13 protein-coding genes and 1 pseudogene are annotated in these 14,025 nt (G+C 75.5%); 3 read left to right on the forward strand and 11 right to left on the reverse strand.

The window, feature by feature from the left end; genetic code table 11:
- Positions 1-25: 25 nt before the first annotated feature.
- From AC07BF_RS02215 to yczE, 3 genes are all read right to left on the reverse strand, one after another.
- Positions 26-1,204 (reverse strand): glycosyltransferase family 4 protein, encoded by a 1,179-nt coding sequence (locus AC07BF_RS02215; RefSeq protein ID WP_363589361.1) that lies wholly within the window; start codon positions 1,202-1,204, stop codon positions 26-28.
- Between the two features lie 271 nt (positions 1,205-1,475).
- On the reverse strand, positions 1,476-3,209 hold the full coding sequence (gene recN, locus AC07BF_RS02220; RefSeq protein WP_478332802.1) for a DNA repair protein RecN: 1,734 nt from the start codon (positions 3,207-3,209) through the stop codon (positions 1,476-1,478).
- An 88-nt stretch (positions 3,210-3,297) separates the two neighbouring features.
- Positions 3,298-3,993 (reverse strand): membrane protein YczE, encoded by a 696-nt coding sequence (gene yczE / locus AC07BF_RS02225; protein ID WP_400812510.1) that lies wholly within the window; start codon positions 3,991-3,993, stop codon positions 3,298-3,300.
- Between the two features lie 132 nt (positions 3,994-4,125).
- On the opposite strand from yczE, the gene yczR reads away from it, so the two are divergent.
- Positions 4,126-5,625 carry a MocR-like transcription factor YczR gene (yczR, locus tag AC07BF_RS02230; RefSeq protein WP_478332797.1) on the forward strand — a complete coding sequence of 500 codons (1,500 nt, stop codon included), beginning with the start codon at positions 4,126-4,128 and terminating at the stop codon, positions 5,623-5,625.
- Positions 5,626-5,644: 19 nt separating this feature from the next.
- Here yczR and AC07BF_RS02235 read toward each other — a convergent pair whose 3' ends face one another.
- From AC07BF_RS02235 to AC07BF_RS02250, 4 genes are all read right to left on the reverse strand, one after another.
- The gene (locus AC07BF_RS02235) at positions 5,645-6,553 is read right to left on the reverse strand and encodes an NAD kinase (protein WP_063349647.1); all 909 of its coding nucleotides are present in this window, start codon (positions 6,551-6,553) and stop codon (positions 5,645-5,647) included.
- A gap of 93 nt (positions 6,554-6,646) precedes the next feature.
- Positions 6,647-7,504, reverse strand: a complete 858-nt coding sequence (locus AC07BF_RS02240) for a TlyA family RNA methyltransferase (RefSeq protein WP_363589365.1) — start codon at positions 7,502-7,504, stop codon at positions 6,647-6,649.
- Positions 7,501-7,689, reverse strand: a complete 189-nt coding sequence (locus tag AC07BF_RS02245) for a hypothetical protein (RefSeq protein ID WP_363589367.1) — start codon at positions 7,687-7,689, stop codon at positions 7,501-7,503. The genes AC07BF_RS02240 and AC07BF_RS02245 overlap by 4 nt, the downstream gene beginning before the upstream one ends.
- Positions 7,673-8,566: a histone H1-like repetitive region-containing protein gene (locus tag AC07BF_RS02250; protein WP_478332798.1), complete on the reverse strand. Its 894-nt coding sequence runs from the start codon at positions 8,564-8,566 to the stop codon at positions 7,673-7,675. The genes AC07BF_RS02245 and AC07BF_RS02250 overlap by 17 nt, the downstream gene beginning before the upstream one ends.
- 177 nt (positions 8,567-8,743) lie before the next feature.
- Between AC07BF_RS02250 and AC07BF_RS02255 the strand changes: the two genes are divergently transcribed.
- Positions 8,744-9,091: an SCP2 sterol-binding domain-containing protein gene (locus AC07BF_RS02255; protein WP_363589371.1), complete on the forward strand. Its 348-nt coding sequence runs from the start codon at positions 8,744-8,746 to the stop codon at positions 9,089-9,091.
- A gap of 95 nt (positions 9,092-9,186) precedes the next feature.
- On the opposite strand, the gene AC07BF_RS02260 is transcribed toward AC07BF_RS02255, so the two are convergent.
- Both AC07BF_RS02260 and AC07BF_RS02265 read right to left on the reverse strand, forming a co-directional pair.
- Positions 9,187-10,224, reverse strand: a complete 1,038-nt coding sequence (locus AC07BF_RS02260; RefSeq protein WP_400984512.1) for an HAD-IIA family hydrolase — start codon at positions 10,222-10,224, stop codon at positions 9,187-9,189.
- A gap of 101 nt (positions 10,225-10,325) precedes the next feature.
- Entirely contained in the window at positions 10,326-10,925 is a 600-nt protein-coding gene (locus tag AC07BF_RS02265; protein ID WP_363589375.1) for a tetratricopeptide repeat protein, read from the reverse strand.
- A gap of 92 nt (positions 10,926-11,017) precedes the next feature.
- Here AC07BF_RS02265 and AC07BF_RS02270 point away from each other — a divergent pair, with 92 nt between their 5' ends.
- Positions 11,018-12,388, forward strand: a complete 1,371-nt coding sequence (locus AC07BF_RS02270; RefSeq protein WP_478332799.1) for a DUF1015 family protein — start codon at positions 11,018-11,020, stop codon at positions 12,386-12,388.
- An 89-nt stretch (positions 12,389-12,477) separates the two neighbouring features.
- Here AC07BF_RS02270 and AC07BF_RS02275 read toward each other — a convergent pair whose 3' ends face one another.
- Entirely contained in the window at positions 12,478-13,356 is an 879-nt protein-coding gene (locus AC07BF_RS02275; protein WP_363624204.1) for a tetratricopeptide repeat protein, read from the reverse strand.
- A 66-nt stretch (positions 13,357-13,422) separates the two neighbouring features.
- A pseudogene (locus AC07BF_RS02280) lies at positions 13,423-14,025 on the reverse strand (DEAD/DEAH box helicase); the annotation flags it as partial.

Raw genomic sequence — 14,025 nt, forward strand, 5'->3', positions numbered from 1 at the left:
GCCCGGCGGCCGGCGGTCCGGCGGCCTAGGGCCGCTGGACCAGCTCGTCATAGGTGCTGAGCACCTGGGCGACGGTGGCGGCCTCGTCCGGCCAGGTCTCGGCCTGCTGCCGGCCGGCCGCCACCAGCCGCTCGCGGCCCGCCGGGTCGGCCAGCAGCCCGCGCACCGCCCGGCCGATCGCGACCGGGTCGCCGGCCGGCACCAGCACGGCCGCGTCGCCGACCAGCTCGGGGATCCCGCCGACGGCGGTGGCGACCACCGGCACGCCGGCCCGCATCGACTCCTGCACCACCAGCGAGCGGGCCTCCCAGCGACTGGCGACCACCACCACGTCGGCGGCCGCCAGCAGGTCGGGCACGTCGGTGCGGAAGCCGAGCAGCCGCACCGGCAGCTTCTCGGCGGCGACCCGCTCGCGCAGCCCGGCCGCCTCCGGGCCGTCCCCGGCGACCAGCAGCAGCGGCTCCGGGTCCAGCACGGACAGCTCGCGGGTGGCGTCCAGCAGCAGCCCGAAGGCCTTCTGCGGGACGAGCCGGCCGACCGCCAGCACCAGCGGCCGGTCCGGGCCGTCGCCGAGCAGCGCGGCGCGCGCCGCGGCCCGGTCGAGCCGGCCCTCGGGCATCGGCGGGGCGGCCACCGGGCCGAGCCGGGCGTCGGTGGCGCCCAGCTCGCGGGCCCGGGCGACCAGGTCGGAGGAGGCGCCGAGGACGAGGTCGGCGGCGCGCGCGACCCGGCGCTCCATCAGCCGCTGCAGGCGGCGTTCCAGGCCGGTGGCCAGCAGCGCGTGGTGGGAGGTGACCACCAGCGGGGTCTCCGGGCGCAGGCCCGGGAAGCGGCCTGCCGTGCGCAGGGCGAGGTCGGCGAGCAGTCCGGCGCGCAGCCCGTGCGCGTGCACCACGTCGGCGCCGGTGAAGGCCCGGCGCAGCTCACCGATCGCGGTGGCGTCACTGCGGGCGCCGGCGGTGGGGGTGATGTCGACGGTGTGGAACCTGGCGCCGGTGCGGGAGAAGCCGAACAGCGCGTCCGTGCCGGCCGGGGCGCACACCGTGACGATCACGCCGTGCGCGACGAGGCCCTGCGCCAGGGAGCGCACGTGGGCACCGATGCCGCCGGTGCTGGCGGCCAGGACGAGTACCACGTGCAGTTGTCCCGGTTCTGGGGTGGCAGCGGCGGCCCGGGCGGCGGAATGGTCCACGTTCTCTCGCATCCGACTCGATCAGGTTCGCGCGCCGCTTCGCGAGGGTTGCCCGTCGGCGGCGCTCGGGACTGGAAAGCCAATGTCCAGCCGCCACCATGCCAGGTCGGCGGCCCTCTTGGACAGTCGGCGCCACCAGGGGCGCGTCGCCTTCCGTCCGCAAGGGCCACCCGACCCTGTCGGCGGGTCGGGCACCCCGGCCAGGACCTGTCGCAGCAGGTCCGGCCGGGCGCTCGACGCGAAGTGCCCCAGGCCCTGTCCGGCAAGATCGGCCGGACACGCCCTAGCGGTGGCGCGGGGCCCGGGCGGCGGCCAGCAGTTCCTCGGCGTGGGCCCGGCCGAGCTCGGAGTCCTCCAGTCCGGCCAGCATCCTGGAGAGTTCGCGCACCCGCTCCTCGTCGTTCAGCACCTTGACGCCGCTGCGGGTCACGGTGCCGTCGTTGGTCTTCTCCACCACCAGGTGCCGGTCCGCGAAGGCGGCGACCTGCGGCAGGTGGGTGACCACCACGACCTGGGCGGATTCGGCCAGTTTGGCCAGCCGGCGGCCGATCTCGACCGCGGCCTTGCCGCCGACGCCCGCGTCCACCTCGTCGAACAGGTAGGTGGGGACGGGGTCGGCGCCCGCGAAGACCACCTCGACGGCGAGCATCACGCGGGACAGCTCACCTCCCGAGGCGCCCTTGGCGATCGGGCGGGGCTGGGCGCCGGGGTGCGGGGCGAGCAGCACCTCGACCTCGTCCACGCCGTGCGGGCCGTAGGCGACGGTGCGGCCGTCGACCTCGATCCCCGACAGGTCGTCGACCTGGGCGATCGAGAAGGTCACCCGGGCGTGCGGCATCGCCAGTTCGGCGAGTTCGGCGGAGACGGCCTCGGCGAAACGCCCGGCCGCGGCCTGCCGGGCGCCCGACACCTCGGCCGCCAGCTCGGCCAACTCGGCCCGCAGCGCGGTCTCCTGGGCGCCGAGCCGGTCGATCCGGTCGTCGTCGCCGTCGAGTTCGGCGAGCCGGGCGGAGCCGGCCTCGGCCCAGGCGAGCACCTCGGCGAGGGAGTTCTCCGGGCCGCCGTACTTGCGCAGCAGCTGGGCCAGGACGGCCCGGCGGTCCTCGACGACGGCGAGCCGGACGGGGTCGGCGTCCAGGTCGTCCGCGTAGCCGGCCAGGTCGCCGGCCACGTCGGCGAGCAGGTAGCCGACCTCGTTGAGGCGGTCGGCGAGGCCGGCGAGGCGCTCGTCGTGGTGGCGCACAGCGTCCAGCGCGCGGCGGGACTGCGCGAGCAGGGTGCCCGCGTCCAGTGCCTCCGGGTCGGCCGGGTCCCCGGCCAGGGCGGCGTGGGCGAGGGTCGCGGCGGAGGACAGCGCGTCGGCGTGGCCCAGCCGCTCGGCCTCGGCGGCCAGCTCCGTGTCCTCGCCGGCCACCGGCTCGGCGGCGGCGATCTCGTCCAGGCCGAAGCGCAGCAGATCGGCCTCCTGCGCGCGTTCACGGGCCCGGGTGGTCAGCTCCTCCAGGGTGGCCGAGACCTCGCGCAGGCTCCGGTAGGTCTCCCGGTAGCGGGTCAGCGGTTCGGCCACCGCCTCGCCCGCGTACCGGTCCAGCGCGCCGCGCTGGCGGGCCGGGCGCAGCAGCCGCTGCTGGTCGGTCTGGCCGTGCACGGCGATCAGTTCCTCGCCGAGTTCGGTGAGCAGCCCGACCGGGACCGCCCGCCCGCCGACGTACGCCCGGGAGCGGCCCTCGGCGGAGACGGTCCGGCTGATCAGCAGGGCGCCCTCGTCCAGTTCGGCCCCGGCCTCGGCCGCGCGGATCGCCGCCGGGGAGCCGGCGGGCAGCTCCAGCCTGCCCTCGACGACGGCGCGTCCGGTCCCGTTGCGCACCAGGCCCGGGTCGGCGCGACCGCCGAGCAGCAGGCCGAGGCTGGTCACGACCATGGTCTTTCCGGCGCCGGTCTCACCGGTCACGGCGGTGAAGCCGGGGGCGAGTTCGACCACCGCGTCGTCGATGACCCCAAGATCCCGTATCCGCATCTCGTCCAACACGGAGACGACCTTACGAGGTTCCACCCCCGGCGCGCGACGAGCGGCAACGCCGCGCGGCAACTCCGTGCCCGGAAGTTCACCCCTTCCGGGGCGTTTGCCCGGGTCCCGGTACCGTGCACCACGGCAGGAAGATCTGCACCAGCGGGCCGATCGCCAGTGCGTACGCGACCGTGCCGACCCCGGCGGTGCCGCCCAGCAGGACACCGGCGACCAGCACCGTCACCTCGATGCCGGTGCGGATCAGCCGCAGCGAACGCCCGGTGCGCCGGTGCAGGCCGGTCATCAGGCCGTCGCGCGGGCCGGGGCCCAGGCGGGCACCGATGTAGAGGCCGGTGGCCAGGCCGTTGAGCAGGATCGCGGCGGCCATCAGCGCGATCCGGGCGGGCAGCCCGTGCGGGCCGTCGACCATCCGCAGCGTGAGGTCCATCGAGGCGCCCAGCACCAGCACGTTGGCGACGGTGCCGACGCCCGGGCGCTGGCGGATCGGGATCCACAGCAGCAGGACCAGGGCGCCGCAGATGGTCACCCAGGTGCCCACCGAGAGGCCGGCGACGCGTTGCAGGCCCTGGTGGAAGACGTCCCACGGGTCGAGGCCGAGGCCGGAGCGCAGCATCAGCGCCATGCTCGCGCCGTACAGGTAGAGGCCGACGGCGAGCTGCGGGATCCGGCGGCCCAGGGCGTGGGTGTCGCCGAGCACCCGGGCGGCGAGCGGGGGCCGGGCGGCCTCCGGGGCGGGTTCGGACGTGGTCGTGGGCGTGGTCGTGGTGGCCATCGGGCGCTCCTGCGGGTGGTGCTGCACCCCGGGCGGCCCCGGCGGTGGCGGACTCGACGGCCGCACTGCCATGATGGTCAGGCCAATAGAGCCCGCTCCAGGGCCAATTTCGAGCAAGTGGACTGATCAGCCTTGGCCGACTGGCACACCACCATCACCCCGCCCGCGCTCGCCCGGCTGCTCGCCGCCGCCCGGCTGCCCGAACCAGCCACCGCCCGCCGCCCCGCCTACCGGACCCTCGCCGGGCAGATCCGGCTGCTGGTCACCGAGGGCCGCCTGCCGGTCGGCGCCCGGCTGCCCGCCGAACGCGAACTCGCCAGCGCCCTGGAGCTGAGCCGCACCACCGTCGCCACCGCCTACGAGACCCTGCGCGCCGACGGCTACCTGCTCAGCCGCCGCGGCGCCGGCAGCTGGACCGCCCTGCCCGAGGGCGCCCCGCCGCCCAGCGACGCGCTGCACCCCGTCCCCCCGGACGAGCAGGGCCGCACCCTGGACCTCGGGGTCGCCGCCCTGCCGGCCCCGCAGCCGTTCCTCGGCGAGGCCACCGTCCGGGCCGTCGAGCAGCTGCCCTGCTACGCCGCCGGGCACGGCCACTACCCCACCGGCGTCCCGGTGCTGCGCGAGGCCCTCGCCCGCCGCTACACCCAGCGCGGCCTGCCCACCACCCCCGACCAGATCCTCGTCACCACCGGCGCGATGGGCGGGCTGCACCTGGTCCAGCGGGCGCTGATCGGTCGCGGCGACCGGGTCGCCGTCGAGGCGCCCAGCTACGCCCACACCCTTCAGGCGCTCCGGATCACCGGCGCCCGCCTGGTGCCGGTGCCGTACGGCTACCGCCCCCAGCCCGAGTGGGACCTCGCCGAGTGGCGCGGGGTGCTGCGCGGGGCCGCGCCCAAGGTCGCCTACGTGATCCCCGACTTCCACAATCCGACCGGTGCGCTGATCGGCGAGGAGCAGCGCCGCGAGCTGCTGGCCGCCGCCCGGGCCGCCGGCAGCATCGTCCTGGTCGACGAGACCACCGCCGAACTCGGCTGGGGCGTACCGGAGTCCGTCCCGCTGCCGCGCCCGATGGCGGCGCTGGACCGGTCCACCCAGGTGGTCACCGTCGGCTCGGCCAGCAAGCTGCTCTGGGGCGGCCTGCGGATCGGCTGGGTCCGGGCCGCGCCCGCGCTGGTGCGCCGGCTGGCCGCCGACCGGGTCTACAGCGACGTCGGCACGCCGGTCCTGGAACAGCTGATCGCCGCCGAACTGCTGGGCGAGCCGCTGCCCGCCGTCCGGGCGCACCAGCTGGACCGGCTGCGGGCGACGGCGCACGCCTTCGCCGCCGCACTGCCCGAGCACCTGCCGGGCTGGTCGTTCACGCCACCGCCCGGCGGCCTCTCGCTCTGGGTGTCCACCGGCGGGCTGTCCGGCGCGGCGCTGGCCCGGGCCGGGGAACGCGCCGGGGTGCGGATCGCCTCGGGCAACCGGTTCGGCTCGGACGGCGCGTTCGAGCACCACATCCGGATCCCGCTCACCGTGCCGGCCCCGGCCGTCCCCGCCGCCGTGCAGCGGCTCGCCGAGACCGCCGCCCGGGCGACGGCGGGCGGCCGGTACGGGCCGCCCGGCGACACCCCGCCGCTGGCGATCTGACCGGCGAACCGACGGGCGGTCAGCAGTGGGTGTTCGCCCGCCCGCGCCAACCCGTCACCGGCAGCGCGAACTTGGCCACCAGCCGGTCGGTGAACGGCGCCCGGTGCAGTCTGGCCAGGCGCACCGGGGTCTGCCCCCGGCGGACCTCCACCCGTGCGCCGGCGGGCAGTTCGACCGTGCGCCGCCCGTCGCACCAGAGCACGCCGTGCGGGGTCTTGGGCTGCACCTCGACGGCCAGCACCGAGTCCGGCGAGGTCACCAGCGGGCGGGCGAACAGCGCGTGCGCGGAGATCGGCACCATCAGCAGCGCCTCCACCTCCGGCCACACCACCGGCCCGCCGCCGGAGAACGCGTACGCGGTGGAACCGGTCGGCGTCGCGCACACCACGCCGTCGCAGCCGAAGTTGGAGACCGGGCGGCCGTCCACCTCGGTCACCACCTCCAGCATCCGCTCCCGGGACGCCTTCTCTATCGACGCCTCGTTCAACGCCCAGTCCTGGTGCACCACATCGCCGTTGGTGCGGACGATGACGTCGATCGTCATCCGCTCCTCGACCTCGTAGTCGGCGTCGACCACCCGCTCGACCACCACGGCCAGATCGTCCCGCTCGGCCTCGGCGAGGAACCCGACCCGGCCCAGGTTGATCCCGAGCATCGGCAGCCCGTGCTCGCGGGCCAGCTCCGCCCCGCGCAGCAGCGTCCCGTCCCCGCCGGCGACCAGGATCAGCTCGCAGCCGTCCGCCGCACCCGGCCCCCCGGCCACCTTCTCGACCCCGTCCGGCAGGTCCAGGTCCAGCGCCTCGGAGGCGAGCAGTCTGATCCGGATGCCCGCCTTCAGCAGCCCGTGCACCAAGGCCTCGACGCTGCGCAGCGCCGCCGCCCGGCCGGTGTGCGCGATCAGGAAGACCGTACGTTCTTCATCGCTCATGCCGCTGCCCTCTCCCTCACGCCTGCCGGGTCGCCTTCGGCCCCGGTACGGCCGCGTCACACAGCATGACGGACCGGACGCCCCCACAGCACCCTATCGGGGCCCCTCCGCGACGGCCCGGTCCGCCTCGGCGGGATCCAGCTGCGGGGCGTCCCGGCGCAGCCACAGGAAGTACTCCACGTTCCCGGACGGGCCCGGCAGCGGGCTCGCGGTGACGGCGCGCACGCCCAGCCCGAGCTCCCACGCCTGCCCGGCGACCTGGCGCACCATCTCGGCGCGCAGCTGGGGGCTGCGCACCACCCCGCCGCTGCCCAGGCGCTCCTTGCCGATCTCGAACTGCGGCTTGACCATCAGCACCAGGTCCGCGTCCCCGGCCGCGCAGGCGGCCAGCGCGGGCAGCACCAGGCCCAGCGAGATGAACGACAGGTCGCCGACCACCAGGTCGACCGGGGTGCCGCCGATCAGCCCCAGGGTCAGCTCCCGGACGTTGGTGCGGTCCATCACCGTCACCCGCTCGTCGCTCTGCAGCGACCACGCGAGCTGCCCGTAGCCGACGTCCACCGCCAGCACGCCGGCCGCGCCGGCCCGCAGCAGGACGTCGGTGAAGCCGCCGGTGGAGGCGCCCGCGTCCAGCGCCCGGCGGCCCTCGACCACCAGGCCCTGCGGGACGAAGGCGGCGAACGCCCCGGCCAGCTTGTGCCCGCCGCGCGAGACGTAGTCGGGGTCGTTGTCGTCCTCGGCCACCACGACCGCGGCCGAGGTCTCCACCTGGGTGGCCGGCTTGGTCGCGGTGGTGCCTCCGACGGTCACCCGGCCGGCCGCGATCAGCTCGGACGCGTGCTCACGCGACCGGGCCAGCTTGCGGCGGACCAGCTCCGCGTCGAGTCGGCGTCGTGCCACTGCCACTGGTGTTTCAGCTCCTACGGGTCCTGCGGGTCGTTCCAGGGTCATTCCTGGTCGAGCGCGGCCAGCGTGTCGGCCAGCCGCTGGTGAACATCTTCGTACACCTCGACGTGTGCCTCGGCCGGGACCCCGTCCAGGGCCTCCAGCCGGGCCAGCCCGGCGTCCACGACGGGGTGGCCGGTCGGGGTCGGTTCCACGCCGAGCGGTTCGACGGCTTCAGCTGGTCCGGTCATCGGGCTTCTTCGTGCTGGTGGCCTTGCGGACGGTGGTCTTCTTCGTCGCCGTACGCTTCGCGGGCGTCTTGGGCTGCGCGGGCGGCTCGGCGGCGGTCTGCTGCGCGGTGGCGGTCTTCTTGACGGCCGTCTTGCGCACGGTCGTCTTCTTGGCGGCCGTCTTCTTGGCCACCGGCTTCTTGGCCGCCGCCTTCTTCGCCGGGGACTTCTTCACCCCGGCCCGGCCCGCCGCCGGGGCCTTCTCCGCCGAGGTCTGCTCCGCCGGGGCCGGCTCCGCTGCCGTGGGCTCCTTCGCCGGGGTCCGCTTCGCGGCGGCCTTCCCCGGTAGCGACGGCCGTACCGGCGGGACGGGCGGGTCGACCTCGACCGGCTCGTCCACCTCCACCCGTTCGGCCACTACCGGCTCCCCCGCCGCCGGGGCCGCCGGCTGCTCGTCCGCCCGCTCCCAGCCGCGCCCGAACAGGTCGTCCGCCCGGGGCGCCGGCGCCGGCTCCGCCGCCTCGTCGAACCCGGCCGACCGCACCGCGGGCTCGGCCTCCTCCTCGACCTCGCGCAGCTTGCTCTCCAGATAGGCGAGCACCACGCCGACCTTCATCACCTGGTCGCCGACCTTCTCGAAGGCCTTCTCCACCTCGCCGCGCGCCACCCCGACGGCCAGGTCCACCCCGGCCCGCCCGGCGGTGACCGCCTCCTCCGCCAGCGTCTGCAGCGTCTTCGCCGACGGCGGGAACTGCCCGCCGAGCCGGCGCTCGACCTCGGTGACGTCGACCCCGGTCCGCTCCAGGATCACGGCCGCCGTCCCGACGACCCGCTTGCCGACCTCCTCCGCCAGCCCGGCGGCGACCTCCACCACTCCCCGCACCGTCCTCGGCAGCATCCGGGTGCCTCCTTAGCGCCTGCGCGCATCGCTCCGTCGCCGTCGGTGCCCGGGCCGATCCGGGCACCCCACGGACGACGCTACCGCCAAAACCCGCCTGCGGTACCGTGGCCCGGCAGGGACCATCGCCGTCACCTGCCGCAACCACCGGGGAACCCAGGGAGGGGAACCACCGCCATGGCCAACGCCGAGGAGTGCCGCGAGGCGCTGGAACAGCTCAGCCGGAACATGGCGAAGTCCACCGGTGACGTCCGCAGGGCGGCCGCTCTCGACCGCTCGCTCAGCTGCCGGATCACCGACCTCGACCTGACCTTCACCGGCCAACTGCGCGACGGCCGGATCCACGACCTCGCCTCGGCCCCCGGCGCCCCGGCCGAGAAGGCGGCGATCCGGCTCACCATGAGCAGCGACGACCTGGTCGCCGTGGTCTTCGGCGGGCTCAACTTCGCGTCCGCCTGGGCGGGCGGCCGGATCCGGCTGGAGGCGAGCTTCCGCGATCTGCTGCGGCTGCGCACCCTGCTCTGAACCCGGCCGCCGTGCTCCTTCCCTCTTGGACCCGAGCGCTCCGGACCCAAGTGCTCCGGGCCCGACCGCCCTCGCGTTGAGCGCCGCGCGGCGGCTCAGAACCCCAGCTCGGCCAGGGCCTTGCGCCCGTCGGCCGGTGCGCCGTCCGCGTCCAGCGCCGTCCACGCCGCCGCGCACAGCGCCCGCAGACCGTCCCAGCGGTCCCCGCCGCCGTCCAGCCGCAGCACGCCACCGGCGGCCGACGCGGCCCAGCCGCCGCAACCGAAGCCGTCCGCCCCGGTCGTGACCGCCGGGTGCGGCTCCAGCAGCCCGCGCAGGTCCGCCGACAGGTAGGTCGGCCGGTGCTCGGCCGGGGCCGCCAGCAGCTGCGCCGGGGTGGTCACCCCGGTGAAGACCAGCAGGCTGTCCACCCCGCCGTTGAACGCGCCCTCGATGTCGGTGTCCAGCCGGTCGCCGACCACCAGTGGCCGCCGCGCGCCGGTCCGCAGCACGGTCTCCCGGTGCATCGGCGGCTGCGGCTTGCCCGCCACCACCGGGTCCACCCCGGCGGCCGCCCGCACCGCCGCCACCAGCGTCCCGTTGCCGGGCGCGATGCCGCGCGCGGTCGGGATGGTCAGGTCGGTGTTGGAGGCCACCCACGGCAGCCCCTGCTGCACCGCGTACGCGGCCTCCGCCAGCTGCGCCCAGCCGACCGACGGGTCGTAGCCCTGGACCACCGCGAGCGGCTCCTCGGCCAGCGAGCGGACGGCGACCAGCCCGCGCTCGGCCAGAGCCTCCTCCAGCCCCGGGCCACCCACGACCAGCACCTTCGCCCCGGCCGGCACCTTCTCGGCGACCACCCGGGCGGCCGCCTGCGCCGAGTTGATCACGTCGGCCGGCTCGGCCGGCACGCCCAGCCCGGTCAGGTGCTCGGCCACCACCCGCGGCGGGCGGGAGGCGTTGTTGGTCACGTACGCGAGCCGCATCCCGGCCGTCCGGGCGGCGGCCAGCGCGTCCACGGCGTGCTCGATCGCGTGCGGGCCCGCGTAGACCACGCCGTCCAGGTCCAGCAGCGCCGTGTCGTACGCCTCGGTCAGCGGCTGCTCGCTGCCGCCGGGGGCGGTCCGTCGCACGGTGGTGGCCGTCTCGGTCATGGCTGCGCTACCTCATTCACTGCGTCGTTCGCTTCCTCGGGTGCCCCCGAGCGGGTGGCCCTTGAGCCGGTGGGCCCTTGAGCAGGTGGGCCCCGAGCCGGTCAGACCTCGTCGTCCGCACCGGCGTCGCCCGTCGGCGCCCCGTCCGGGCCCGGCGGGGGCGCCAGGTACCCGGGTGCCCCGGGCAGCAGCGGGCCGAACGCCCCGGCGCGGGCCGCCAGGGTCGCCCTGGTCTGCCGCAGCGCCGCCTGGTAGTGCTCGGTGCCCGGCCGCATGGCCACGGCCAGCGCCAGGTGCTCGGCGGACGTCTCGAAGTCGCCCAGCCGGGCCGCCGCGACGCCCCACCCGAACTGAGCGTAGTCGTCCGACGGATCGGCCAGCGCGACGGCCCGGAAGTTCTCCAGCGCCGCCGCGTACGAACCGGTGTCGAACTGGGCTCGCGCCAGCGTCTCCCGGATGCTGCGCGACTGCGGCTCGGCCGCCGCCGCCCGGACCAGCAGCTGCTCGGCGGCCGCCGGGTTGCCCTGGGCCAGCAGCCTGCCGCCGCGCCGGAACCAGTCGTACACGTCCCCGGTCGGCTCGCCGGAACGCCCCTGCGCCGGCACGCCGCCGTGCGCCGGAGCGCCCCCGCCGCCGACGCCGGCCGGCCCGCCCTGCTCGGCCGGGCCGCTGCCGTCCAGCCGTTCCTGCCCGTCGTCCATGCGGTACCTCGCCCTCGGTCGCACACCCGTCCCACAGGTCAGCACGGGTATTCCGATCTCTCAACAACGCGTACCCGGTTACGATGCCCAGAATGAGCACACCCAGTGCAGAAGACGGAGTCGAGACTCCCGAGGGCGGCCCCGGCAATCCCGGGCACGTCGCCACCGCAGGCCTGTCCCTGTCACCCTTCCGAGGCCTGCGCTACGTCCCCGATCGGGTCGGTGCCCTGGCCGCGGTCATGTCACCGCCGTACGACGTCGTCGACCCCGGCCGCCGGCTCGACCTGGAGACCGCCGACCCGCACAACGTGGTCCGGCTGATCCTGCCCAGGCCCGAGCCCGAGGACGCCGGCGATCGGCCCGACCGCGACACCAAGTACCGGCACGCCGCCCGGCTCCTGGCCGCCTGGCAGCGCGAGGGGATCCTCGCCGCCGACGCGGCGCCCGCGCTCTACGTCTACGAGCAGCGCGTGCCCGCCAGCGGCGACTCCCCCGAACTGCTCCAGCGCGGGCTGATCGGGGCCCTCGCGGTGAGCGGTCGCGAGGCCGGCGTGGTCCTCCCCCACGAGGACGTGATGCCGCGGCCGGTCGCCGACCGGGTCGGCCTGATGCGCACCACCCGGGCCAACCTCGAACCGCTGCTGCTCACCTACCGCGGCGGCGGCGGCGCCTCCGGCGTCATCGAACGGACCGTCCAGGGCGAGCCGCTGCTCTCCACGGCCACCAGCGACGGCACCCACCACCGCCTCTGGGCCGTCGCCGACCCCGCCGAGATCGCCGAGATCAGCCGCGACCTCGCCACCTGCCGGGCCCTGATCGCCGACGGCCACCACCGCTGGGAGATGTACCTCCGCCTCCAGCGCGAGCACCGCCACCTGCCGCGCAGCCCGTGGGACCGCGGCCTGGTGCTCCTGGTGGACACCGCCCGCTACCCGCTGCGAGTCCGGGCCATCCACCGGGTGCTGTACCGGCTGCCCGTGGCCGAGGCACTGGAGAGGCTCGGCGACCAGTGGAAGGTCAAGGAGGTCCCCGGCCCGCTGACCGCCGCCCTCCAGGCGCTCGCCGAACAGAAACGGCACGGCGGCAACGGCTTCATACTGACCGGCGGGGACGGCGTGTACTGGCTGCTCGGCGAGCCCGAGGAGGCACTGCTCGACGCCACCGTGCCGCACAACCGGCCCGAGGAGTGGCGCCACCTGGACGCCACGGTCCTGCACGCCACCCTGCTCGACCGCACCTGGCACGTCCCCGACGGCCCGGACGACATCGGCTACCTGCACACCGCCGCAGCCGCCGAGCAGGAGGCCGCGCGCACCGGCGGCACCGCCGTCCTGCTGCACCCGGTCCGGGAGAGCGTGGTCCGCAGGCTCGCCGAACAGGGCGTCACCATGCCGCGCAAGTCCACCTCCTTCGGGCCGAAGCCGGCCACCGGACTGGTGCTGCGCAACCTCGAACTGGGCTAGGTTCCCCGCCGAAACGCGAAGAGGCCCTGCCTGCTTCCCCTGGAATTCCAGGGGAAGCAGGCAGGGCCTCACTCGTCGGTCGGAGCCGCTCAGCTGCGGGCGTCGCCCTTGGCCTCGGCGTCAGCCTTCGCCTCGTCCTTGGCCTCGTCCTTGGCCTCGGCGGCGCGCGCGGGCACCACGCCGTCGAACTCCTCGTCGATCTCGAGGTCGTCCTCGTCGTAGTACTCCTCGACGTCCTCCTCGTCCTCGAAGATGACGCGGTCGTCGGAGGCCTCGCCGCCGCGCTTCTTCGCCGGGGCGTCGGCCTGCTCGGACTCCTCCTCGGCCATCTCCGGGTCGAGCGCGTCCACGAACTCCACGCCGTCGATCTCGGCCAGGCGCTCCGCCGCGTTGGTCGTGCCGTCGGTGTCGGCCTCGGCCGCCTTCGCGAACCAGTCACGGGCCTCGTCGCCACGGCCGGCCGCGATCAGCGCCTCGCCGTAGGCGTACCGAAGACGCGCGGTCCACGGGTGCACGGCGCTGGAGGCCAGCTCCGGGCTCTGCAGGGTCACCACGGCCGCGTCGAACTGCTCCATGTCGGAGCGGGCGCCGGCGGACACCAGGCGCATCTCGACCTGGCCGGCCTTGTCCAGCTGCTTCACCTCGGGCTCACCGGCCATCGCCAGTGCCCGCTCCGGACGGCCCAGACCGCGCTCGCAGTCGGCCATCACGGGCCACAGGTCCGCGCGGCCGGTCATCCGACGGGCGGCACGGAACTCGGTCAGCGCCTCGGAGTACCGCTGCGTCATGTACGAGGCGAAACCGGCCGCCTCACGGACGGCGGCCACGCGGGAGGCCAGACGGAGCGCGACGCGGGAGAACTGGTAGGCCTCCTCCGGCTCGGTGTCGAGCAGGCGGGCCACCATCACCAGGTTGCGGGCGACATCGTCCGCGAGCGTCTTGGGAAGGCTCTTGAGCTCCTGGCGCACGTCCCCGTCCAGCTCGAAGCCGGTGACGTCCTCCGGGATCGGCAGGCGCTTGACGGGCTCGTAGTTGCCACGACGGTCGTCGTAGCCGCCCCGGTCGTCACGGCGGTCGTCGCGGTTGCCGCGGTAGCCGCCGCGGTCGTCCCGACGGTCGCCGCGGTCGCGGTTGAAGCCGCCACCGGAGGGGCGGTCGTCACGGCGGAAGCCGCCACGGTCGCCACCACGGTCATCGCGGTTGAAACCACCCGAGGGGCGGTCCCCACGGTCACGGTTGAAGCCACCGCCGGAGGGGCGGTCGTCACGACGGAAGCCACCGCGGTCGTCGCGGTCACGGTTGAAGCCGCCACCGGACGGACGGTCGTCACGACGCGGACGGTCGTCACGGTCACGGTTGAAGCCGCCCGGACGGTCATCGCGACGGAAACCGCCGCCACCGGACGGGCGGTCGCCACGGTCACGGTTGAAGCCGCCACCGGAGGGGCGGTCGTCACGACGGAAGCCGCCACGGTCGCCACCACGGTCATCGCGGTTGAAACCACCCGACGGGCGATCGCCACGGTCACGGTTGAAGCCACCGCCGGAGGGGCGGTCGTCACGACGGAAGCCGCCACGGTCGCCACCACGGTCATCGCGGTTGAAACCACCCGACGGGCGGTCCCCACGGTCACGGTT

Source organism: Kitasatospora sp. NPDC043950, assembly GCF_056435345.1.

Excerpts from the sequence above, each read along its gene's own strand:
- AC07BF_RS02215 (WP_363589361.1), bottom strand. The coding sequence starts at position 1,204 with ATGCGAGAGAACGTGGACCATTCCGCCGCCCGGGCCGCCGCTGCCACC.
- recN (WP_478332802.1), bottom strand. The coding sequence starts at position 3,209 with ATGCGGATACGGGATCTTGGGGTCATCGACGACGCGGTGGTCGAACTC.
- yczE (WP_400812510.1), bottom strand. The coding sequence starts at position 3,993 with ATGGCCACCACGACCACGCCCACGACCACGTCCGAACCCGCCCCGGAG.
- AC07BF_RS02235 (WP_063349647.1), bottom strand. The coding sequence starts at position 6,553 with ATGAGCGATGAAGAACGTACGGTCTTCCTGATCGCGCACACCGGCCGG.
- AC07BF_RS02240 (WP_363589365.1), bottom strand. The coding sequence starts at position 7,504 with ATGACCCTGGAACGACCCGCAGGACCCGTAGGAGCTGAAACACCAGTG.
- AC07BF_RS02245 (WP_363589367.1), bottom strand. The coding sequence starts at position 7,689 with ATGACCGGACCAGCTGAAGCCGTCGAACCGCTCGGCGTGGAACCGACC.
- AC07BF_RS02250 (WP_478332798.1), bottom strand. The coding sequence starts at position 8,566 with ATGCTGCCGAGGACGGTGCGGGGAGTGGTGGAGGTCGCCGCCGGGCTG.
- AC07BF_RS02255 (WP_363589371.1), top strand. The coding sequence starts at position 8,744 with ATGGCCAACGCCGAGGAGTGCCGCGAGGCGCTGGAACAGCTCAGCCGG.
- AC07BF_RS02260 (WP_400984512.1), bottom strand. The coding sequence starts at position 10,224 with ATGACCGAGACGGCCACCACCGTGCGACGGACCGCCCCCGGCGGCAGC.
- AC07BF_RS02265 (WP_363589375.1), bottom strand. The coding sequence starts at position 10,925 with ATGGACGACGGGCAGGAACGGCTGGACGGCAGCGGCCCGGCCGAGCAG.
- AC07BF_RS02270 (WP_478332799.1), top strand. The coding sequence starts at position 11,018 with ATGAGCACACCCAGTGCAGAAGACGGAGTCGAGACTCCCGAGGGCGGC.